19 protein-coding genes are annotated in these 22,872 nt (G+C 48.1%); 3 read left to right on the top strand and 16 right to left on the bottom strand.

Translation table 11 applies throughout. The annotated features are described in order from the left end of the window. Nucleotides 1–243 precede the first annotated feature (243 nt). From KWJ01_RS25695 to KWJ01_RS25655, 9 genes are all read right to left on the bottom strand, one after another. Complete coding sequence (locus tag KWJ01_RS25695) at nucleotides 244–468, bottom strand: hypothetical protein (RefSeq protein ID WP_225000003.1); 225 nt, start codon at nucleotides 466–468, stop codon at nucleotides 244–246. Between the two features lie 256 nt (nucleotides 469–724). Beyond that, complete coding sequence (locus KWJ01_RS25690; protein WP_225000002.1) at nucleotides 725–907, bottom strand: hypothetical protein; 183 nt, start codon at nucleotides 905–907, stop codon at nucleotides 725–727. Nucleotides 908–1,035: 128 nt separating this feature from the next. Continuing rightward, nucleotides 1,036–1,824 (bottom strand): undecaprenyl-diphosphate phosphatase, encoded by a 789-nt coding sequence (locus KWJ01_RS25685; RefSeq protein WP_225000001.1) that lies wholly within the window; start codon nucleotides 1,822–1,824, stop codon nucleotides 1,036–1,038. Further along, entirely contained in the window at nucleotides 1,824–2,774 is a 951-nt protein-coding gene (gene corA, locus KWJ01_RS25680; protein ID WP_225000000.1) for a magnesium/cobalt transporter CorA, read from the bottom strand. Before corA ends, KWJ01_RS25685 begins: the two co-directional genes overlap by 1 nt. A gap of 55 nt (nucleotides 2,775–2,829) precedes the next feature. Further along, nucleotides 2,830–3,888 (bottom strand): ArsO family NAD(P)H-dependent flavin-containing monooxygenase, encoded by a 1,059-nt coding sequence (locus KWJ01_RS25675; RefSeq protein ID WP_224999999.1) that lies wholly within the window; start codon nucleotides 3,886–3,888, stop codon nucleotides 2,830–2,832. A 144-nt stretch (nucleotides 3,889–4,032) separates the two neighbouring features. Then, nucleotides 4,033–6,474 (bottom strand): hypothetical protein, encoded by a 2,442-nt coding sequence (locus KWJ01_RS25670; RefSeq protein WP_224999998.1) that lies wholly within the window; start codon nucleotides 6,472–6,474, stop codon nucleotides 4,033–4,035. 12 nt (nucleotides 6,475–6,486) lie between these two features. Beyond that, on the bottom strand, nucleotides 6,487–7,608 hold the full coding sequence (locus KWJ01_RS25665; RefSeq protein ID WP_224999997.1) for a DUF4249 domain-containing protein: 1,122 nt from the start codon (nucleotides 7,606–7,608) through the stop codon (nucleotides 6,487–6,489). Between the two features lie 5 nt (nucleotides 7,609–7,613). After that, complete coding sequence (locus KWJ01_RS25660) at nucleotides 7,614–10,397, bottom strand: TonB-dependent receptor (protein ID WP_224999996.1); 2,784 nt, start codon at nucleotides 10,395–10,397, stop codon at nucleotides 7,614–7,616. Further along, nucleotides 10,394–11,230, bottom strand: a complete 837-nt coding sequence (locus tag KWJ01_RS25655) for a hypothetical protein (RefSeq protein ID WP_224999995.1) — start codon at nucleotides 11,228–11,230, stop codon at nucleotides 10,394–10,396. The genes KWJ01_RS25660 and KWJ01_RS25655 overlap by 4 nt, the downstream gene beginning before the upstream one ends. 458 nt (nucleotides 11,231–11,688) lie before the next feature. Here KWJ01_RS25655 and KWJ01_RS25650 point away from each other — a divergent pair, with 458 nt between their 5' ends. From KWJ01_RS25650 to KWJ01_RS25640, 3 genes are all read left to right on the top strand, one after another. Beyond that, nucleotides 11,689–12,084: a VOC family protein gene (locus KWJ01_RS25650; protein WP_224999994.1), complete on the top strand. Its 396-nt coding sequence runs from the start codon at nucleotides 11,689–11,691 to the stop codon at nucleotides 12,082–12,084. 73 nt (nucleotides 12,085–12,157) lie between these two features. Further along, the gene (locus tag KWJ01_RS25645) at nucleotides 12,158–12,937 is read left to right on the top strand and encodes a hypothetical protein (protein WP_224999993.1); all 780 of its coding nucleotides are present in this window, start codon (nucleotides 12,158–12,160) and stop codon (nucleotides 12,935–12,937) included. Between the two features lie 87 nt (nucleotides 12,938–13,024). After that, complete coding sequence (locus KWJ01_RS25640) at nucleotides 13,025–13,483, top strand: hypothetical protein (protein WP_224999992.1); 459 nt, start codon at nucleotides 13,025–13,027, stop codon at nucleotides 13,481–13,483. A gap of 58 nt (nucleotides 13,484–13,541) precedes the next feature. Here the strand turns inward: KWJ01_RS25640 and KWJ01_RS25635 are convergent, their stop codons facing one another. From KWJ01_RS25635 to uvrA, 7 genes are all read right to left on the bottom strand, one after another. Then, the gene (locus tag KWJ01_RS25635; protein ID WP_224999991.1) at nucleotides 13,542–15,272 is read right to left on the bottom strand and encodes a M14 family zinc carboxypeptidase; all 1,731 of its coding nucleotides are present in this window, start codon (nucleotides 15,270–15,272) and stop codon (nucleotides 13,542–13,544) included. A gap of 69 nt (nucleotides 15,273–15,341) precedes the next feature. Further along, on the bottom strand, nucleotides 15,342–15,926 hold the full coding sequence (locus KWJ01_RS25630; protein WP_224999990.1) for a GNAT family N-acetyltransferase: 585 nt from the start codon (nucleotides 15,924–15,926) through the stop codon (nucleotides 15,342–15,344). 25 nt (nucleotides 15,927–15,951) lie between these two features. Further along, complete coding sequence (locus KWJ01_RS25625) at nucleotides 15,952–16,719, bottom strand: hypothetical protein (protein ID WP_224999989.1); 768 nt, start codon at nucleotides 16,717–16,719, stop codon at nucleotides 15,952–15,954. Between the two features lie 634 nt (nucleotides 16,720–17,353). Continuing rightward, entirely contained in the window at nucleotides 17,354–18,238 is an 885-nt protein-coding gene (locus tag KWJ01_RS25620; RefSeq protein WP_224999988.1) for a CPBP family intramembrane glutamic endopeptidase, read from the bottom strand. A gap of 176 nt (nucleotides 18,239–18,414) precedes the next feature. Then, complete coding sequence (locus KWJ01_RS25615) at nucleotides 18,415–19,101, bottom strand: hypothetical protein (protein WP_224999987.1); 687 nt, start codon at nucleotides 19,099–19,101, stop codon at nucleotides 18,415–18,417. A gap of 140 nt (nucleotides 19,102–19,241) precedes the next feature. Continuing rightward, complete coding sequence (locus KWJ01_RS25610) at nucleotides 19,242–19,796, bottom strand: hypothetical protein (RefSeq protein WP_224999986.1); 555 nt, start codon at nucleotides 19,794–19,796, stop codon at nucleotides 19,242–19,244. A 165-nt stretch (nucleotides 19,797–19,961) separates the two neighbouring features. After that, nucleotides 19,962–22,835, bottom strand: a complete 2,874-nt coding sequence (uvrA, locus tag KWJ01_RS25605; RefSeq protein WP_224999985.1) for an excinuclease ABC subunit UvrA — start codon at nucleotides 22,833–22,835, stop codon at nucleotides 19,962–19,964. Nucleotides 22,836–22,872 lie beyond the last annotated feature (37 nt).

Genomic DNA, 22,872 nt, shown 5'->3' with positions numbered 1-22,872 from the left:
TTCGCTGTTAAGCTATTTTCTCTGTGGGCGAGCTAAAGCAGTTGCCTATTTTAGATGTTCATTTACAGTACTTATTGACTGCTAACTGTTTATCCTGCTACCTCTGTGCCTGTTGCCAGTATGCCGCTGCCCTGCTACTGGGTACAGGATGCAGGCACGTGGAGGTTCGCTGAAAATAAGAAAGAGCTGGTTGTAAAAACACCAGCTCTTTCTTTGTTAATATTATTTATAATTAACTATGGATTAGTCGTTTACATGCCCTGGGCTGTTGTTGGGGTGTGCTGTCTGTGCGTGTCCCTCAGCGTTGTTTGCCCTGGTCTGTTGTTTCATGCTTTTGGTAAAGCCATCGGAGTTCAGGTCCGGGTTTTGCGTAGGGTTCATGCTTTTGCCCCTGCTGTACGGACTTACCTCGTTTTGTTGCTGCTTATTATTCTCTTGCTGTTTATTATTTTTATTATCGTCTTTCATCGCTAAAAAATGTTTGATTGAACATGTACTTCTGTTGTATATTTTACGACGTAAGTATGCTTGGGTTATGTATTTAGGAATATAAGCCCGATTGAAAAAGAGATATTAGCCAAATTGTGGGTTTAGGGCCGGCCACCGTAGTTTAAACCAGCAAGGATGGCAGAAATTAATTTTAAGATGTAACAATGAATGCTAGGTAAAACAGGAGAGCCAGGGTTTTGCCCTGGCTCTGCCTTTTTGATATGAAGAACTAATCTTATCCTACTGCATTGGAGTTTTTCTTTCTGCCATTGCTGGGGTCTTCTTCAGGGCCACGACCTTCACGGTCGTTCTTACGTTCCCTGTCTTTATTGGATAAGCTGCGATGCTGATGCTGGGCTTTATTTTCCTGATCAATATCGTTAGTGTTGTTATCGAGTTTATTATGTCCTTTTGTCATAGCTAAAAAATTTAGGTTAAACCATTTAAGGTACTATACGCAGCTAAACGCATAGCGTTATCAAACCGGGCAGAAACCTATAACCTTAGCACCCTCTGGACAGATACTGGAATGTACTCTTCTACAGCTTAAATGCTTTCTATGATGCCGGAGAAGAACAGGATCAGAAACAGTACTCCGATCACAATTCTGTAGTAGCCAAAGTGCCGGAAGCCATAGCGGTGAATGAACTTGAGGAAAAACTTAACGGCAAGCCAGGCAGAGACAAAAGCAACCAGCATACCAACGCCCAGGAGCATGAGGTTATGAGAAGTATATTCAATTTCGGATTTGAGCAGGTCGTAGCCAGAGGCGGCAAACATGGTAGGCACCGCCAGCAGAAATGAAAATTCGGCTGCCTGTTGTTTATCCAGCCCGTTAAACACACCACCTATGATGGTAGCAGCAGCCCGGGATACACCTGGTATCATGGAAAAGCACTGCATAAGCCCAATGAAAAAGGCTCTTTTATAAGAAATATCGGCTATGTCGGTGTATTTAGTAACGGTGGTTTCAAGCTTGCGATCCAGCAGAATCAGCACAATGCCACCCAAAATAAGGCTTACTGCCACCACTACCGGGTTAAACAGGTAGAGCTTAATAGTTTTATACGCCAGCAAGCCAATAATGCCAGTTGGCAAAAAGGCAATGGCCAGCTTAAAGTATATCTCAATGCTAGAGAGGAATCGTTTGGCATAAAGCCATACAATTGCCAGAATAGCTCCTAATTGAATAACAACCTCAAATGTTTTAAGAAAGGTAGTTTCCTGCATTTTCAGCAGGTAGGAGGTAAGGATCATGTGGCCGGTAGATGAAACCGGTAGAAATTCAGTAAGGCCTTCTACAATGCCTATTATAATTGCTTCTAGCAAACTCATTAGAGCCAGTTTTTACGTTTGAAGAATAAAAGCGTTAGGGCGGAGGAAAGAATCATCAGCAAAATAGCAAAAGGGTAGCCCCAGGCCTTATCGAGCTCGGGCATAAACCGGAAGTTCATGCCATACATGCTTGCAATAAGGGTAGGTGGCATAAACACCACTGTTACTACGGTAAAGATCTTGATCACACGGTTTTGTTCAATATCTACCAAACCCAGGAAGGTGTTTTGCAGAAACTCAAGCCGTTCAAAATTAAAGGAAGTATGGTCCAGAAGCGAGCCAACATCCTTTATCATTATGCGAATTTTTTCAACATTGTCTTTTGGAAAGAAATCGCTCTTGAGAATGGAGGAGAGAATGCGCTGCTTCTCTACAATATTCTCCCGTATGGTGATGGTTGTTTCCTGCAGGCTGGTAATTTTCAGAAGTACTTCTTCATTCAGCTCATCACGCCTGATGAGTCTTTTACTGATGTTTGAGATCTGATCCGTAATGTGCTCGATAAGGTCGGCATCGAAATCGATCCGCACCTCGAACAGGTACAGGAGTATATCTGCGCCGCTGCGGGGGCGCAGGCTTAGGATTTTGCGTTCGGTATCGGTAAATGTTTTGAACTTGAAGTTGCGCTGTGTGATAAGGGCATTTTTCCGCAGAATAAATGACACAGCTTCCATTTCGTAGATGTCGGTGCCTTTTTCGCGGTGCAGAAAGTTAAGGTTGATGCCAATCTCATGCGCATCCTCGGCAAATTTGGAGCTGCTTTCAATCTCTTCGCTTTCCTGCTGGGTAAAAAGTTCTATGCCCAGTGTACGTTCTACTGTAGCTTTTTCTGCATCTGTAGCATTAAACAGATCAACCCAAAGAAGTTCATCCAGCTGTATGTCTTCCAACTGCTCGCCGGCAGTAGTTTTCACCAGCCTGTTCTGGCGATAATAGTAGAGATTAATCATAAAGAAAGTTCATGCCGCACAGGACCACACCAACGCAATTAAGCGTGCAAAGATACTAATTCTTGTGGCTATCCTGTTGCAGATATTTTTTTATTTCGGCTGCGGTTTGTCTGGAGGAGCGGCCCACACCAATTAAGGTAGCAGAGGCAAAGCCTGTCCAGCTGCCATAGCCAACCAGCCACAGACCGTTTACTTTCTGGCTACGCGTACCGCGGGTGAGCACTTTGCCGTCTGCCTCTAGTACGGCAAGAGGCGCCAGATGTTCCAGCGCCGGCCTGTATCCTGTACACCAGATAACAGCATCAACGTACTCTGTAGTACCGTCGGGCCAGCGAACACCTTCTTCAGTGAAATTATTAAAGGGCCTGCGGGCCAGCAGGGCACCTCTTTCACGGGCTTCTTTTACTGGCTCTACCAGTACAATATCTCCCAGGGAGCCCCTCGGCACAAAGGTTTCGCCCCGCTTTTTGGCTTCCCATATCTTGCTGGCTATGCTAAAAAGATAGCGTCCGTCTACATCATCGGGCAGAAAAGAAGGCTCATTTTCAGTTACCCAGGTTGTATGCGCAGTTTTGGAAAGTTCGGCCAGTATCTGTGCGCCGGAGTTGCCACCGCCAACCACCAGAACCTTTTTATCCCTGAAGGGCTCCGGGTTTTGGTAGGCAGCAGCATGTATTTGCACACCCCTGAAAAGCTCTCTGCCCGGGTACGGTGGGATGTAAGGGTTCTGAAATGAGCCTGTAGCGCTTACAATTGTTTTAGCCTGGTATGCTTCCTGGTCTGCCTGAACCAGAAAGTGCGCCCCCTCCTGATGAACAGCGGTAACCTGCACGGGCCGCTCTACCGGTATTTTGTACCTTTCCTCGTACTGCTGCAGGTAACTTACCACCTCGTTACGCGAGGGGTAGGTATGTTCACTTCTGGGCATGAGCCAGCCAGGCAGCGAACTGGCATCGGCAGGGCTGAACAGCCGCAGGCTTTCCCAGTACTGTTGCCAGGCACCCCCGGCAGCAGGCTGCTTGTCGAGCAGGAGGTATTCAAGTCCCTCCCGTCTTAGAAAATATGCAGTTGCAAGCGCACTTTGCCCCCCGCCTATAACAATGGTATCGTACATCTATGCCTTTTTTAGAATGGAGGCTGCCAGGCTTAAAAATGAACAAAAGCATGCAGCCACTAAGGGTAAATTTAATGCATTCTGTGCATATGGGCCGCGGCTTTACAGCATAGATGTTTGATTGCGGCCGGAGACTTTCAAATTTCAAAGCGTATCTTCTTCTACTTCAAAAGTATGGGTAGTAACGCCTGCTGTACCAGTAGGGGTAATTCCCTGCACCACCACTATAAACTTTCCTTTCAGGTCGGAGGTGTAAAAGCTAAGGCTGCTTTTGCCGTCTTTGCCGGTAACGATCTGTGGCGACCAGTGGAGCAGGTTTCTGAAGTCTGGCTTACGGCTGCTGATTTGTTGTTGGGTTTCGTAGCTGGGGCTGTAGAACTCACGCTGAAGCTGCAGCCCGTCGTAGTCCAGTTGTTTCAGATCAGCATTCAGGGGAAAGCCCTCCAGGTTTCCTTTGTAGGTGGTGTAACTTACAATGCCATCGTACATAATATCCTTTCCCTTAAAGAACCTGTCAGTTACTACCTCCAGTTTTTCTACCTTCAGGGGGTTGTATTCAATGATCTTATCCGTATCTGTTACAGGCACTCCATCCAGCAGCACCAGGGGAGGGTTTTCAAAGTAATCCCTGATGTTAGGGTCGAGCAGTTTAAAATTAAATTTGCCACCTTGCTTTCTGACTCTTACCTCATAAACATACTCCCGCATTACTTCTTCCATGGTGGGGAAGCGGGTAAAATTATCCAGTAAGTAAGTTTTGCTGGGAGTTCTGTAAAAGGCAGCACTATCCAGCCTGGGGGCAACAAGCTGATTTCTTTCTTCCTGCCAATAGGTGTTTTGCGCCTGCATTTGTACATGCCTAAGTCTTAACTGCTCCTGATATTGCTCCGGTATTATAAACGGAGCAGGGGGCACTGCCGAATACTGGGTGGCGTAGGGGCTGGATATTTCTATGTTATAAAGCCCTGCCTGATCTGGTCTGTTTTGAAGGATAACATCATTTAAGCCATAGAGCTGCTCTGTGATAAACAGTGCCTCTCCCTGCTCATTGGTGCTGGAAACATAAAACTGCACCAGCTTGCCTGGCACCGAAAGATAAGTGGTTACGCCCGCAGCCGGAGCACCCGTTTCTTTACTGGTTACAACTGCCCGGATAATGTGCCCTTCGTACTCCGGAATGTAAGCCAGCGCAGGGGCTTCTTCCTTTTCGAGGAGCTCCTGCCAGCGGAATCTTCTCCATCCCTGGGTGAGCATCAGGTTATCCATGGCCTGGGCTGTCTGGGGCCCTTTCGCTGAAAAGTAATAAGCAGGAGATTCTATATGTCCCTTAAGGTCGGAGCTAAGCCAGAGGTAGCTCATGATGTTGCCGGCCGCCTCTTCACGGCTGAGGGAGTCGGTGCGGTATACGGCCAGCGAGAGGTTGGCTGGAGTTCCGTTACCCTTTTCGCTGGCAGCAAGCTGCAGCTCCACCTGCTGGCGGCTGGCATACCTATTTTTATTTGTGCCGGCATCAAGGCTAAGGATATTTTGCGGGTACCTGAAGTAGAGGCGTTCTGCTACCGCCTGCTTCTGCTGGTTAATAAGGGTAAGGTGAGAAATACCTTCTCCCAGCTGCTGCTTGTTTAGCCTGAAAACAGCCTGGCCATTTGTTAATTTCTGCGTTTCTACTACTTTAACCTGCTGGCGGGTATGCACAAACAGGTGCAGCTGCTGATCGGGTAAATTGGTGCTAACGCTGATGCTTAGCCCATCGTTAGCTTCCTCTTCCAGCTGCATTACATAGCCCTGGCTTTGCACGGCAGGGAGGGAGAAAGAAGTAAAGCTGCTGTCGGTACCCAGGCTTACCAGCGCTTTGTAGGTTGTGTTTGCCTCCGGTGTAAAGTAAAAATGGCCCATGCCAAACTTCAGGGGGCTAAAAACTGCCACCGTATCTCCCTGCTCTTTTACCACCACTCCCTTAACGGCAACGCCTTTTCCGTGGCTGTCAAGGGCTTTAAAAGCTACTTTGCTCCTGATGCCACTAAGCATTTCGCCGCCTTCTGGAAAAAACTGCACATCAAAAGCTGCCTCAGCTACCGGAGCAGAGTATTCCGGTACCGTAAAGGTGTTGATAAGGCTAACAGGTTTTTCAAAGTAAAATTCGGGGCCGAAGTTTTTCATCCAGTTTGTATAGGCCCTTAATTTGTAGCTGCCCGATTTTAAGCTTAGGGGCAGGTAAAAAGAACCGCTGCCGCTACCGTTTTCCAGCGCTGTTTTTGCCTGCAGTACAGGTTTGTTCTCTTTATCCAGCACTTCCACATAAGCCAGCTTGCTAAGATCCAGGGGCTGATGCCTGCTGCCATCCACCACGTACAGTTTAAACCACATGGTTTCACCGGCCAGGTAATCCTCCCTGTCGGTGTGCACAAATACCTTTTCAATTACTGCCCGCTTTGTATGCTGCTCAAATGCCTGCCGCAGGGAAGAAAATTGTGTTGTCTGCGCCAGCCCTGCAGCAGAACCCAGGGTGCATAATATAAAAAGCAGCAGACGGGCTGGCAGAAAGCAGCTGTTGTATTGACGGAAAATGGGCGGCGTGCACATCATAAAATAAGATTGTTATTCCCAGAAATCGGGTTGAACGGGTCTGGCCTTCGTGGAGCAATCGTAGCATTCAGGATTGTCAAGCCCGAATACTACCCCCGACAGATCCTGATAGATAGGTTCCACGCCAGACTGGCCAAAGTAATAATTAAAGCTGTCGGGTGTAACCTCTATCAGATCACACCACAGCCTGTAGCCCCAGGGCTGCACCTCATCGGCCCTGATATAAATTCTTTTCTCCTGTACCTGGCCAGCACTGAAAAAACCAATAACAGGCTCGTTGGCATTATCCAGAGAATAGATGTTACCACCAAGCTCTACAGGCTGGGGATCGAAAAATGAGCCCATCTGTTCAGAGTTCTTTTTCATTTGCTGATAGTACTCAAAGGCCTCCTTGCTAAGGGCAAACTGCTTTACCAGGATGCTGTATTTAGTAGAGAGCTTCCAGGATGCATGTGGTACAACAGTAAGTGGCTGCTGATATATTATATCGTTGCCAAGTTTGGCAGAAGAACCCAGCAGCAGACTGGTAGAGTTATTGTTCTGCCAGCACCTGATTGGTGTGGGCGGCACACGGTCAATGATCTGTCCATCAACATAATCTACAGTTGACTGATACAGCGAGCGGAACTCCCAGGTTTCCTCAAACTCCCAGCGGTAATAGCGGGTGTTATTTTGGGGGTCGTGGGTGGTTACGTACAATTGTACCCCTTCGCTGCTAAGTGTCCAGTTAAGGCTGTCAATAGGGGGAGCCTGCTTTACTTCTACGTAATCAGAAAGGTACTCCCGGTTCTGCGATGTTTTGATATGCAGGCGATAGCGGTCGTTAGGGTTCAGGTCAAGGGGCGGTAAAACATAAACACCATCCGCAGTTTCCTGCAGTGGAAGGTCAAGCCCGCAGCTTTCACATTCTATTCTTACATCTGCAGAACGCTCGGGTGTGATCCTGGCGGTATCGGCCAGGCGGGCAGTGCGTGTGAGCTTGATTGTAGTAGGCTCGCCACTGCGTAAAACACCCTCTATCACCAGAAAATTATTTGCTTCGGCTATTACAGGAGGCTCGTAGGGGTCTACACAGCTAATCCAAAGGCAGGCAGTGCAGATAGATAACAGAAGAATTTTCAACCAATATTTCATGCTGCTCAAAATCTGATGTTGTAGTTGATAAATGGAATGGCACTGCCAAAAATGGAGAGCCTGTAGCCCTTTATAGCACCTGCTTCTGCAATAAAATAGGCCGAGTACACATTTCTTCTGCCGGTGAGGTTGTACACACCAATGGTCCAGGAGTTGTGGGTAAGCTGCTTCAGGTAATGGTTGCCCTCTATGTTAATGGCAAGGTCGGTGCGGAAGTAATCCGGTATTCTGTTAGCGTTCCTTTCTGCATAGAGTACACGCTCAGAGCCGGCGTACCAGTACTTGGCAATGGGCAGGGTAATGGGGCGGCCGCTGCTGTAGGTGCAGTTAAGGGACACACTAAAGCGGTGCGAAAATTTATAGTTGCCAATAAGGGTAAAGTCATGAGGCTTGTCGTAGTTGGCCGGGTACCAGTCTCCATTGTTAATAAGCTCGCCGGCGTTGGGGTCGTCCATGCGCAGCAGGGTGCGTGAGTAGGTGTAGCTAAGCCAGCCGTTTAGCTTTCCGCTAAGCTTTTTGATCATAAACTCTGCTCCATAGGCCTTGCCTTCGGTATTGATCACTTCTGCTTCTATGGCGTGGTTCATAACCAGTTCTGCACCACCTTTGTAGTCCAGGTAATCCTGCATATTCTTGTAATAGCCTTCTACAGAGGTTTCTATTACACCATTCCGGAAGTTCTTGTAAAAACCCAGCGAGAACTGTTCACCAAATTGCGGGCGTATGTTGGGATCACTTAGCTTCCAGATATCGGTGGGCGATACCGCCGTGGTGTTGGAGAGCATGTGAATGTACTGGCGCAGGGTATTGTAGCCTCCCTTAACAGAAAAGCTTGGGGTAAACATGTAGCGGGCAGATAGCCTGTATTCGGGCCCGTGGTAGGTTTTGATGAGATCGCCAGAGCCGTAGGAGAGGGTATCCAGCATATTGGTTTCGCTCCGGGGTAAACCATCGGCATAGGTGATCACACTTTTAGGCCCCAGGTAATTGAAGAGCGAGTACCGCAGCCCCAGGGTTACAGCAAACCTTTTAGATATATCGTACTGATCTTCCAGGTAAAGGGCGCTTTCCAGTGCCCGCTCGCTTTCCAGTACATCGGGCACCACCTCAGATCCCTCACCTATGGGCAGGAATGAACCCGGGCGCAGCTTATAGTAAACAGAGGTAAGGCCAAAGTTTAAGGTGTGGCTCTGGTTCAGCGAATAATTGAATGCTGCCTGTGCATTCAGCTGGTTAATATTAAAAGCCAGCTTATAGGCATTAACAGGATTACTTTCGCTGGATACCCCAAAGCTGTACTGGCTGTAACTGCCGGTAAAATCGGCCAGCAGTTTATCAGAAAAAATCTTTTTCCATTTTAGGGTAGCATTTTTGTTATCGTAGCCATACAGGGTATCGGTTCTTAGCTTAAACTGATCTTTGCTGAAGTAGCCGGTAAAGTAGAGGTTGCTTCTTTCGTTTATTTCATGGGTAAGGTTCAGGTTTACATCATAGAAGGAGGCTTTGCTGTTCTGGTACTCTTCGTTATCGAGCAGCTTTAGCAGCCAGTTAGAGTAAGTGGTACGGCCACCCAGTATAAACGAGGTTTTATCTTTGATGATAGGACCCTCTATGGTAGCCCTGCTTGTTAATAGGCCAATGCCGGCCTTGCCTTCTATCTTTTTCTTGTTGCCGTAGCGTGGTGTAATCTTTAGCACCGACGACAGGCGGCCGCCATACTGTGCCGGAATACTGCTTTTGAAAAGCTCCACCCCATCGAGCAGATCGGAATTAAAGGCCGAAAAGAAACCAAAAAGGTGCGAGGGGTTGTATACGGTAGCATCGTTGAACAGGATCAGGTTCTGATCTACAGAGCCTCCGCGCACATTAAAGCCAGTACTGGCCTCGCCCGTGGTTTTTACCCCGGGCAGGGTAAGCACCACCCGCAGCACATCTGGCTCACCCATTACGCTGGGTACCTGCCTGATGGCCCTGATGTTGATTTTTTCCATGCCCATCTGCGCCTGGCTCACATTCACATCTCGATCGGCACTAATTTCTACCGCCTTTAGCTGGGCAACATTTTCAAAAAGCTCAATATCCAGCTTTCCATCAGAATAAAGCACAATCTGGAGCTCCTCGCTAACCATGCCTACCGACCTTACCTTAAGGGTGTGGCGGCCTTTGGGAATGCGAAGGGTAAAATTTCCGAAGGCATCGGTAGCGGCTCCTGTAAAGGGATCTTCAATGAGAACGGTAGCGCCAATTACCTGCTCTCCGGTTTGGGCACTGCGGATCTGGCCTGTTATGGTAGCATTGCCCGGTACAATGGTCTGGGTTTTTTTACCGATCTCATAGATCTTGTCTTTTTTAACCCAGGATCGGTTGCCGTTGCCATTGTAGTAATCTACAACAAACTCTTTTTCCTGCTGCGGGCTAACTTTCTCTTCTTCTTTCCTGAAAAAGCCAGCGGGCAGGCTGGTGATAATCTTCTGGCCTTTGGTGATATAGATGTTTTTAGTTTCGGCATCCACTGCGTACTCCAGCCCGCTGCCCTGCAGGGCCTGTTCCAGCACAGCGGCTAATGGCTTATTGGTATAATTACCACTTATAGAAAGGCTGTCGGTGTGCTGAGGATTATAGTAAAAACGATAGCCGCTTTTTGTTTCCAGCTCCTGTACAAACTGCTCGAAGCTAAGGCTGTTAAAGCTGGCGCTGATGACCGGTGGTTGTACGCTTTGTGCTGCGGCTGGCAGTGATAGGAAAGAAAAGCCCAGGAAGAGCAGAAAAAACTGTATAAAATGTTTCATGGTTGTTCTGTTGCCTGGTTGTAATACTCCACCATGCTCAGCAGGGCAAGCTCCGGGTTTTGGCGGAATTTAATCTTGTTCTTTTTCAGGTACTGGCGAATCTCCTTTTTCTGATCTGCCAGCACTTTTAGCGCAGAGCCCTTACTTTTTACCGGGTGGTACTGGCCATCTTTTTCTATGAAGTAGAGGTTTTTCTGGATAAATTCTCTGTGAAGCTGGTTGTTGTCAATGCTTTCTTTTACACTTTTTCTGCGTTTTACAAGCAGTTGGGTATTTCCCCCGGATAGAAGATCATAAAAACCCGAAAGCATGGGTGAACCCTTTGCATCGTTTAGTACAGTGGTTGCTGCCACAGCTGCTCCTGTTGCAGTGTCGGCTGTCGTAGAAACACCTGCCGCAGCAGCCGATACTGCCGCAGCATCGGCTGCCTCAAGATTTATGAAGAGATGGCCCGAGAGGGAAAAGTGGCTGATTTTTTCTTTGTACAGCCTTATTTTGAAAACACCTGCATAATGCTTTACCACCAGTTCTTCTGCAGCAATATCGTAGCGTATTGGAACATGCTGGTACAGTTGCCCTTTATAATGCAGGCTGCCTTCCTGCCATTCATCGATAAGAAAATAGGCATGCCCCTCAATTCTGTTATCCCAGCCTGTATATTCCCGGCCATGAAACAGAAAGGAGTTGTCCCTGACTTTTTCCCTGTAGAGAGCAATGGTATTGTGCAGGGCATCATCCAGAGAATCTAAGCCTGCGGCTGACTGAGCGTTTACATTTGCAGTGGAGCCAGCCAGGAGCAGGATCAGGAGGTTAAAGAACAGGTATTTACGCATAAACTTTAGCAGCCACAGGAGCGGGCCGCCTTTTAAATAAATTAAGCAAGGGTTGAATCACCTGAAACAGATACGCCAGCGGCCTTGAATTACAAATAAATCTTTGGCAATTCAATAATAACAAAACTTCACCATATATCAACGCTATTGCTTAAAAGGCTGTAAAAAGCTTAGTTAGTACTGAATTATCATTTGTTTGTGCCCATGCTGCCTGCATCCAAAGCAGGAATTAAGCTGTGTAAAATGAAAGTTTCTGCTTTAAGGTGTACATTTCAGAATAAAATGATAGAAAGCATGTGCGAACTTTACGCTTTGCACTGCAAAACAACATTACAGACAGCTGTAAAAGCCTTTTTTCTCATCGTAGCGTAGGGCTGTGCAGCTCAAAATAGTCTTTCCCGGAACCCAGTGTTGTCGTTCTTCGAAAGCAATGGTAAAAATTAAACATCTTTGATCTGATGAGCACACAAAACAGCCAGGATCGCTTTCAGGGTTTGCGAACCGCCATTTACCCGGTACCCGATGTGCAGGCCGCCAAAGCATGGTACGCACAGGTGTTTGGAAAGGATCCTTATTTTGATGAGCCGTTTTACGCAGGCTTTAACATAGGCGGCTATGAGCTGGGACTGGTGCCCGCTGAAGGTGCTGCCAAGCCCGGTGAAAATGGTGTGGTGGTGTACTGGGGAGTACCCGATGCAGGCGATGGCGTTACATATTTACTTGAACAGGGAGCAAAAGAGCGGGAAGGGGTGCAGGATGTAGGTGGCGGCATTCGCCTGGCTACAGTGTTCGATCCCTGGGGTAATGTACTGGGCATCATCGAAAACCCATACTTCAGGCCAGAGAAGATATAGGTGAGTACTGTTTTTGTATCGAAATCAATACTTACCATTCACTCATTCACTCATTCACTCATTTGATTTTCCTATGCGTTACCTTTTTATCCTTTTCCTGTGCCTGTCTTTTGCCGCATCAGCATTTGCCCAGCAGCAGGCTGCCACCGAGGTGGTACAGGCTACTACCCTGGTGGTAAGGGCAAAAGCAAAGGATGCCAAGTTTATTGGCACTTCCATTGGCGGGGCTTATGTGGTGGTGAAAGATCCTGTAACGGCTAAAGTACTGGCAGAAGGATTTACAGAGGGTAGCACTGGCAACACCAAACGCATTATGCAGGAGCCACGGCAGCGTAATGCAGCACTGGCCGACGATGAAACTGCGAAGTTTGAAACTACCCTGCAGCTGGAGAAACCCCAGTTTGTAACAGTAGAGGTGTGGGCTCCTTATAACCAGCCCGGCGCCAGGGTGCAGGCCCAAACCCAGCTGTGGCTGCTGCCGGGCAAGCATATTACGGGCGATGGCCTGGTGGTGGAAATTCCGGGATTTATAGTAAATGCCCTGGCTCCACAGGCGCATGAGTCGGTTGCTGCCGGCAAGGAAGTGCCGCTGCTGGCAAATGTTGTGCTTACCTGCGGCTGCCCTGTTACCCCCGGCGGACTCTGGGATGCAAACCGCTACGAGGTAGAAGCCCTGGTATACCAGGGGGGTAAGCTTAGCCAGCGGGTGCCGCTGCAGGTAAAGGAGAAGGACAGCACTTTTAGAGGCAGCTTTGTGCCACAAACCGCCGGTACCTACGAAATTGCCATTACTGCCTATGATCCTGCATCTGGGAATACAGGTGCGGCCAAGGTAAATTTTATTGTGAAATAGTGTCCTCCCATCCCAATTTTATCTTCGCAGGTACTGGTGCAGCAGGGGCACAGGATTTGCAGTGCTCTGTTGTAAAAAGATCTTCCGATGAAAAAGAGTAAAATTTGTTTACAGATTTTTTTTCTGCTGTTGCTGGCGGCTTGTGCTGCCGATAAAGGTGGAGCCGATAAGGGTGTGGAAACTGCACCGGCTGCAGTGCCCGATGAATCAGTTGCTGTGGCCGTCTCTGATTCTGTGCAGTTTAGAGATGGGGATAACAGCTTTTGGCTGCGGCTAAATAGTATTCAGGATAGCCGCTGCCCTAAAGATGTTAACTGTATAACGGGTGGAAAAGCGGTTGCCGAGCTAGCTGTTGGCAGCGAAGGAGCAGTAGCAAACCTTTGCACAGGTGCTGATTGTTTTGGAGAATCGGGAAATTCTTTCTTATTTCGTTTCAATAATTTGAGTTACAACATCGTTTTGGTAGATGTACTGCCTTACCCCAATGATGGGCAGGAATCGGTCCGGAAACAAGCAATATTGAAGATAAAGCGGGCTACGGGTTAGCCTGCCTTGTGGTTAAAGTTGGAAAAGGAAGACCCTGCTATGGCAGGGTCTTCCGCTTTTATAGTATTCTGTAAATGGGGTAGCGTAAATGTGCCTCCTCGTAATAGGGAGAGCGTTTGTAGACCCAGTCCAGCTGGGCGCCTGCATCACCGGCAAAGGCTGCATCTTTCTTTTTCAGGTCCTCCAGCTCCTGCCGCAGGCCTGGGTTGTCTTTAAGCAGTTGCGCGGCTACATCTTCAAATACATAATCGCTAAAGCCTTCCTTTTGCTGCAGAATGGTATCAAAGAAATTCCAGGCAAAGTAGCTGTCGGGGGCGGCAGGTTCCAGCACCTCTACAATAAAGCGGCGGGCGGGCTGTTCTGTCGATATCATAAAATCGCCTTTGCGCAGCTTAAGCTGCTGCTTCTGGGGCTGTACCTTTATGCTGTGGTGCAGGTAATGGCCTTCGAAAGGTCTTTCAAGGGTTTTGAAATCAGCGATCCTGTACACCTCTCCCTCTATAAGGGTATCTTCACTAAGCGCTGTCATGGCAACGCCATTGGCTTTAAGGCGCTCCAGCACAGGCCACCATCCCTGGGGCACAACATAAAACCGGGGCACCTGCACAGGCTGCGCAGCTTTGTAGGTATCGTAGTGCCTTAACGGCTTTTCAAATGGCTTTGTGCGGTCGTAGCTGAGGCGGGGCAGGCCGCTCACTTCGCTGGTTTGCATGCTGCCTTCGTAGCCCTTAAAGTTTAAGATTGTGTGCTGACTGGTATCGGATACCCAGTGCAGGGGTATTTCGGTTTGCCGTGCAAAAAAATCCTGTTGCTCCTGCTGTAGCTGCTGCAGCTTTTTGCCATCACGGGCAGTTGCTTTTGCTGCAATCAGCAGGAACTGGTAGGTAGCTTTTACCCGCTGCTCATAGGGCTTCAGCATATGGGTTTCCGTCATGATGCCGAGGGTATTATGCAGGGCTGCAAAGCCGGTACTGTAGCGCGGGTGGTCGATGAAAGAAACCCAGCCCTCATCTGGTACCTTGCCCCATACATTTACATAGGGCGTCATGGGCCAGCCCTCCTGCTCCATCTGGGTATAGAGCTGTGGTGCCAGCTCCTGCTGCAGGTATTGCCCCAGCGGACCGTTCAGCTTGTTGTGCTGGGTGGGCAGAAAGGTCATGGTATACTGGTAATCGGCACCGTTGCTCACGTGGGTTTCTACGTAGAGCTGTGGCTTCAACGCCAGGAAAAGCTGGGCAAAAGACTGGGCATTGCGGCTATCCAGCTTGATATAATCGCGGTTCAGGTCCAGATTGCGGGCATTGCCCCGGAAGCCGTATGCCTCAGGCCCCTGCTGGTTTGCACGGCTGTGGGTATTGCGGTTTAGGGCACCGCCAATGTTGTAGAAAGGAATTACGGCAATGGCCACACTGCCCACTTCTTTCCGGAACTGTGGGTTAAAAGCCAGCTCCCGCAGCAGCAGCATAGAGGCATCCAGGCCATCGGGTTCACCGGGGTGTATGGCATTGTTGATCAGCAGCAGGGGCTTTCCGCTTTGTTTGATACTACTGATACTGCTTTTGCCGTCGGGGCTGTAGAGCAGCAGGTGCAGGGGTTCGCCGCTATCGGTAGGTCCGGCGGCCTGCATGCTTATTTTGTCTGATGCTTTATCGAGTGCCCTCCACCAATCCATGGCTTCGGCATAGGTAGGGGTTTGGGTGCCCCCGCTTTGTTCAAAGCGGGTAGGCAGTTTTTGTGCCTGCAGCGAAAAAGGAAGCATAAGGAGAAGGGTGTAGAAAATTCGAAGCATGCTGCCAAGATAAGTGCTGCCGGCAAAGAATGCTAGCAGGAAGTACAGTTACAGCCGAACAGAACAGGATTATTCAACATCAGGCCTTTCTGCAAGAGGAGCGGGAGCATTGTGGTAACGATGCTTATCGATCATGTATACCATGCACTCCCGCAGCCGCTCATCCTGCAGCAGCAGCGGATGCATAAAAGTTTTTAGCGGCTGCATGCCAATCTTTTTCATCACATTTTCTGATGGAGTGTTCACCAGGGGTGCTACTGCATACACCTTTTCCAGCCCTAAACGGGAGAAAGTATAGTCCAGACAAGCTTTGGCTCCTTCTGTAGCGAAGCCCTGGCCCCAGGCGCTCTTTTTCAGGCGCCAGCCTATATCTGTGCAGGGGGTAAAGTATGCCTGGTAATTTTGTTCTGAAAGGCCGATAAACCCAATAAATTCCCCATCCTCCAGCTTATCCACGGCAAAATAGCAGAACCCTCTTTCAGCATACTGCTGCTGCATCCGCTCTATAAACCTGTAAGTTTCTTCTTCTGATGCTGTGCCGGGGAAATACGCCATCACCTCCGGATCTGCATTAAGGGCAGCCATGGGCTGCAGATCGGCCTGCCTCCAGTTCCGGAAGCCAAGTCTTTGGGAGGTAAAGAGGTAACTTTTCATGGGCTGGTTGCTAAGCTGTTGAAGGTTAGTGTCCGTCGGCAATGTAGTAGCGTTTGGCACCGGCTGTTTTGCCGTTATGTTCCCTGTACACCATCCTTCCAATTTTACCGGTATCTCCTAATGCCCTGCCTTTTATCAGCCAGGCAATACCAAAAGCAAAAAGTGACAGGGCTTCAAACACTAAAGTTGAATAATTGAATAAATCAAACCCATCGGATATTGGAACCATGGCCATGAATATAAGAATGGAATACCCACAAATGCGGTAGATCTTGTTCTCATTCACAGCGCTTACCGGTATATCTTCATTCCTGGCCTGGCCAATTGTAAACACATTAATTGCCAGGTTTGCAAAGATAAGAAACAGGGCCGCAGCAAAGCCATAGTGTAACCAGCTTAGCCACTCGCCGGGATAAGGTATCAGGGTAAAGAGTTTTTCCGGATCAACTCTATATTCAGGCGCGGTAGGCACCAAAGCAGCGCCAAAAGCCATGATGCCTGCCAGGTTTGTTAACAGGCTGTCGTTCCTGAAAAAAGATCTGTTGACATGTCCTTTATAGCGGATCAGGAACAGACCAACTGCAAATAAAGTACCTGTAAACAGCTCCCGGAGGTTTGTATAGTAGTAATGGCTGATGGAGGGCTGCAGTTCGGTTTTAAAAAAAGGAATAAAAGAAAAGCACACAAGCACAAGCGGTAAAGCAATGCCCAACCACCCGATTGCTTTCCTTATTCTTCTATAAGTAAATACATCATTATCATCACCCCTCACAGTCATTGGCTCGTATTTCATAAATATCAGATGTATATACTTATCTGCAAATGCTTACAGTACTACTTCAGCTAAAGCAGGGGCAGTGTTACCTCTTTTAGCCACAGCTATGATTTTCATACTCATATAACGTAAACCGCAGAACAGATACATCATCAACGAATGAATGTATCTATATGTCTTCCCTGATGTGTCTGGTAGCCATTTAGGTGATGGTAAACGGTCCATTAACCTTGGCCAAACGGGTTCCATTGATTCCATGGTACTCGCAGTTGAGTTATCCAACTCGCCAGCCAGCATTAAAAAAGGTTTATATGCTCTTACCTGGGGAGGTCTCCGGATGTCGTGTACATCGGGAGAAGTCACGGGGCCGCCCGGCGGAAGAGGTCATAGTAGTTGGTAGTAACGAGCCGTAGGAGCTACGGAGCTCTCACAAGCCAGTGAAGGACCGAACGCTAGGTTGTCCAAAATTCGATTGGGAGGCGGCCGCCGCTGCGGTTCAGGCTTCGTGCTTGCTAGCCCTGCCTTAAACTCCGAGAAGGGAATGGCTGTTGTAAAGAGCGGCTATTCTATCCCTAGTGAACCGCTGTATACGAGGCCCGTACGTACAGTGGTGTGAGAGGCGCACCAGAGAGCTTAACGGCTCACTGGCCGTCTACTCGATTAGCGGTTCGTTGTTTTTCTTCCAATATGGTTCTATAATTTTACCTTCTTTATGGCTTAAAACTAAAAGTATGATTGTTGGAACTAAACAGAAGACTGTTGCTTGAATAGAGCCTTCCGGACCAAATTCTCCTCCTGTAAACCATACTGCACCCTCAATCTTAGAAGTTATCAATGTCTTAGAAAGTGTATTGCCTGATACATTTGCACCAAAAATGGCTGACTGTGTAAAATTCCAGGCAAAATGTAGTGCAATGGGAAACCATAAGTTCCTCGTGTAGATGTAGGCGGCTGCAAGTAAAAGACCAGCCTGGATGGCAAGTCCTATAGCGGCAGTTAAGGAACTATTTGGATTAGCATAATGCATGGCTCCAAATAAAACGGCAGAAATCACCAAGGCTACGTAGCTCCCCAGTTTCTCTTCTGTAATCCTGAAAACAATACCCCTCAATAGAATTTCTTCCACAATGGCAGAGGTAAAGGCCATAGCCAATGGAGGAACTATAAACAAGACAGGGTTCACAGATATGATGGAATAACCACCCTTTAAGTAAATTACCAATATGGTCAACGCCTGTAAAACTACGCCTAGAGCTATTCCTATTGTTATGTTTCTAAGGAGGTTGTTTTTAGAGAATTCTGTTATTTCTCTTTTTTCGTAGCGCTTGAATAGATAGGAATAGGAAACTATGGCAAGAATAGCAACAACTACCCCTCTAACTAGCTTTGCCCAGTCATTGCTGATGCTCGTCAACTCCAGGAATTTCTCAACTAAAGGTTGCCCAATCCGGATTATTGCCAGACATACAATTAGTCCGATTATTATTTTCGTCAGAGGAAAGTGCAGGGCTTTTTGCCCGAGGCTAATTTTACTCATTTTATGATTGTTATTTATGTGAGGGTTTTCTACAATGACCGCTAAAGTCCGTTGAATAAAGCAGGGGCTGCTCACCGCCGCCTCTCAATGTACATCTGGCTAAAGTTTCTGGTAAGATAGTAAAGAGCTCTTACAGCCCTGGCTTTATTCTGTTGTTGTGGCCAGTATTTTTTTATTTATAATCTATAATTAAGCCCTAATCCTATGTTTACTTTGCTATAAGGCAAGTTATTTTCAGTATTTGTGAATTTATATATCAATGCACCCCCTAGTCTTAAGCTAAATCTTAGCTTACTTCCACCGACTCTCATCACCCCAACTGGTTCAAACAAAAGGCTTTTATCATGGTATTCTACGTTTGGGGTAGTTTCAGGCTTAACACTATAATAATTATCATCAGTAAGGTAAGAATTCAAATATCCTGCTTTGACTCCTACTCCAACTTCAAAATTTGAGTGTTCAGTTGCTATTTTTCCGAAATTAAACTGAGTAAAATACAACTGGTAGTTTCCATATAAATGTCCTGGATTTGCACCCTTATATGCATTACCATAGCCATGCCCAAACCCACCGTATACCTCAAAGACCTGGGAGTTGCCTAGGTTCTTGTATAAACCAGTTGCAGCTTGTAAATAATATCTTTCTTCCGAACCTATACTTCCAAACCCTTGAACTGCTATTTTATCTGTCAATCCATATGAAATAGTGGCTTGAGCTGATGGAATTAATGATATTCCTGCATCAACTCTTAAATCATTTTTTTTGCTAATTAGAGGGATATCCGTTGACTGAGGATGATACACAATACAACTTGATAGCATTACTGTTATCAAAAGTCCAAACGTAAAAGATTTGATTTTCATGATTATTGTATTGCATATTACCCCCAACGTCCGTTGAATAAAGCAGATGCCCTTCACTGCCCTCTGCTGAAAGTACGAAAAGCTAACGGCCTGCACAAGCAATGGCTGAACGCTGTTGGGGCATTTGCTTTATTCTGTTGTTAGGCTGCGTTTATTATTTTTATCATTCTCTGCAGCTGACTTTCTCTAGTATTTCTATACTCTTCATTTACTAGAGAAAGAGATATGGGGAGAAGTTGTCTATTCAGTGCTATCAATGTGAGTGACTTTAAATCTGCATCTATTTTACCTTCCATAATCAGCTGCCCAAAACCAGTAGCTATAATGACATCATCTATTCCCATGTAAAGACGATCACCAATATTACCAGATACAATAAATTCTTTTATAGCAACTGTATCGACTTGAGTATAGTCATAGGTTTTGTAATTCCATTCGGTAAGTAGGAATGGTATAAATTCTTTTGCTCTTGTATTTTGGTTGTTCTTTCTCCATTCATAAAATTGCCATACTGCGTCAGCTCCGTCATCATTGCCAAAAGGTGAACTTGGCTCAAGCGGGCTCCACAAGAAATCATCTGTCATTAGTGCCTTAGCATTGGGATGAGCATGCTCATAATCAGGCTCCCAACTATTACACATTGTAAATAACAGCTCAAGTGATACGAATAATGTTAATCTTTTCAATGCTATCATGTGGGTTTCGATAACAGCTACAATGCAGCCTAACTACTAGATATACGCCACTGTGGTGTATATCTCGGCTATCAATATAAGCAAAAGGTGCGTTTAGCCAACAATATACAGCTGGCTAAACGCACCTTTATCTTTTAATCATCTTACTGAAGCAGGTAACGCCTGCTACAATTTCTCCTTCAGGTATTTCGCAGTATAATTCGTTTCTGCAAGCTTGGCCATTTCTTCGGGGGTGCCGGCGAACTCAAGCTTGCCGCCGCCTTCGCCACCTTCGGGGCCCAGGTCGATGATCCAGTCGGCGCTTTTGATCATCTCCATGTTGTGCTCAATGATTACGGCCGTATTGCCCTGCTCCACCAGCGCATTGATGGAATGGAGCAGTTTGCTGATGTCGTGGAAGTGCAGACCGGTAGTGGGCTCATCGAAGATGAAGAGAATACCGCCGCTGTTGGCGCCGCTGCCTTTGGCCAGGAACGAAGCCAGCTTTACACGCTGCGCCTCACCACCCGAAAGGCTGCTGGAGCTCTGGCCCAGGGTAATATATCCCAGGCCTACTTCCTGCAGGGGCTGCAGTTTATTGATGATGGCGGCCTGCCCTTTGAAGAATTCCAGGGCATCGTCAACGGTAAGGTCCAGCACCTCGGCAATATCGCGCTCCCTGAACTTCACATCCAGGATCTCCTGCTTAAAACGGCGACCGCCACAGCCCTCGCAGGTCAGGTGAATATCAGCCATAAACTGCATTTCTACGGTTACCTGTCCTTCGCCCTGGCAGATCTCGCAGCGGCCTCCTTCTACGTTAAAGCTGAAGTGGCCCTGCTTATAACCACGTGCCTTGGAAAGTGGCTGATCGGCATAGAGGGAGCGGATGGCATCGTAAGCCTTCACATAGGTTACGGGGTTAGAGCGGCTGCTTTTGCCAATCGGGTTCTGGTCTACAAACTCTACCTGGGTGATCTTTTTATAGTCGCCCTCCAGCTTGTCGAACTTACCGGTGGCTTCCGATACGGAGCCCATCAGCTTGCCCACAGCAGGGTAGAGGATCTTTTTCACCAGCGTACTTTTGCCTGAGCCCGATACACCCGTAATGCAGCTCATTACCTCCAGGGGTATTTGTACATCAATGTTCTTCAGGTTGTTTTCGCGGCAGCCACGCAGCCAGATGCTGTTGCGCCAGGGGCGGCGGTGCTTAGGCACCTGTATGGCTTCGCGTCCGCTTAAGTAGCGGGCGGTATGTGTCTGGCCGTGCTCCATCAGCTCTTCCAAGGTTCCCTGGAACACCAGCTCACCACCATGGGTACCGGCATCGGGACCAATATCGATGATCTGATCGGCGGTGCGCATTACTTCCTCCTCGTGCTCTACCACAATAACTGTGTTACCCAGGTTACGCAGTAACTCCAGTACGCTTACCAGGCGGGTGGTGTCACGCGGGTGAAGGCCAATGGAGGGTTCGTCGAGGATGTACATAGAGCCTACCAGTGCAGAACCCAGGGAGGTGCTAAGCTTGATGCGCTGAAACTCACCACCGGAAAGGGTGTTGGCTACCCGGTTGAGTGTTAGGTATTCCAGACCTACCCTGATGAGGTAATCCAGGCGGTTAGTTACTTCTTTTTGCAGGCGCTCTGCTATTTTCTGCTCATGCGGCGGCAGCTGCAGCCCATCGAAGAAGGCTTTCAGTTTGCCTACTGGCATCAGCACCAGGTCGGCAATGCTCTTGCCGGTTTTAGGATCCTGGCCTGGCTGTACGCCTAGTTTAACATATTGAGCATCTTTGCGCAGGCGTGTTCCGCGGCAATCAGGGCATACGGTGCGGCCGCGGTATCGGCTTAGCAGTACCCGGTACTGCACCTTGTGCATCTGGGTGTTTACCCATTTAAAGAAACTGTTGATGCCGTCGAAGTAATTATTACCCTCCCACAGCAGTTGCTGCTCTTCGGGTGTAAGCTCGTTGTAGGGGCGGTGTATGGGAAAATCGAAGCGGATGCCGTTCTTAAGCAGGGGCTGCAGCCAGTCTTCGCGTTTGCCCTCGCTGCGCCAGGGAGCAATGGCACCTTCGTACACACTTAGGCTCTTGTCAGGTATCACCAGGTCGGGATCGATGCCCAGGATCTGCCCAAAGCCTTCGCAGGTTTTGCAGGCGCCGTAAGGGTTGTTAAAGGTAAAAAGGTTTACGCTGGGCTCCTCAAACTGGATGCCATCCAGTTCAAAGCGGTCGGAGAACAGCCTTCTTGCTTCGAGTGGTGCCTCAGCTCCCGGAATCTCCACAATACAATCGCCGTGGCTTTCAAAAAAAGCAGTTTGTACAGAGTCGGCCAGGCGAAACTGCAGATCCTCGTCGGCAGGGTCTACGGCAGCACGGTCAATCAGGAGGTCGAACTGCATCTGGGCCAGCTCTTTCTCGGGCTTCTCCAGCAGCTCTTCGATAAAGGTGGTTTCGCCGTTGGCGATGATACGGGTGTAGCCCTTGCTAAGCAGCACCTTCAGATCGGCTACAAGGCTGCGCTCGGGGTGGCGTACAAAGGGGCAAAGCACCATAATGCGGGTGCCCTCCGGCAGGCTGTTGATGTAATCCACCACGCTGCTAACGGTATCGCGCTGCACCTCCTGCCCGCTTACCGGCGAGTAGGTGTGGCCAATGCGGGCAAAGAGCAGCTTAAGGTAATCGTAAATTTCGGTGGTGGTGCCAACCGTAGAGCGGGGATTCTTGGTGCTCACCTTCTGCTCAATGGCAATGGCCGGCGATACACCTCGTATGTACTCCACCTCGGGCTTTTCCATACGACCCAGGAACTGGCGGGCATAGCTGCTAAGGCTTTCCACGTACATGCGCTGGCCTTCGGCAAAAAGTGTATCGAAAGCCAGGGAAGATTTTCCCGAGCCGGAAACACCCGTAACCACCACCAGCCTGTTGCGGGGTATGGCAACGCTAAGGTTTTTAAGGTTGTTTACTTTGGCGCCTTTTATAATTATGTACTGGCGCGGATCGAGACTATCGAGTATATCGGGAGCAGGGGTAACTGCAGTTGTTTGCTTCATAGATAATGCAAAAATACAAAAAAAAGGGGAGAGGCTG

It is taken from the genome of Cesiribacter sp. SM1 (assembly GCF_020178975.1).
GTDB lineage: Bacteria > Bacteroidota > Bacteroidia > Cytophagales > Cyclobacteriaceae > Cesiribacter.
Note: the sequence above shows the minus strand (reverse complement) of the source record. Positions and strands in the feature narration are given on the sequence as shown.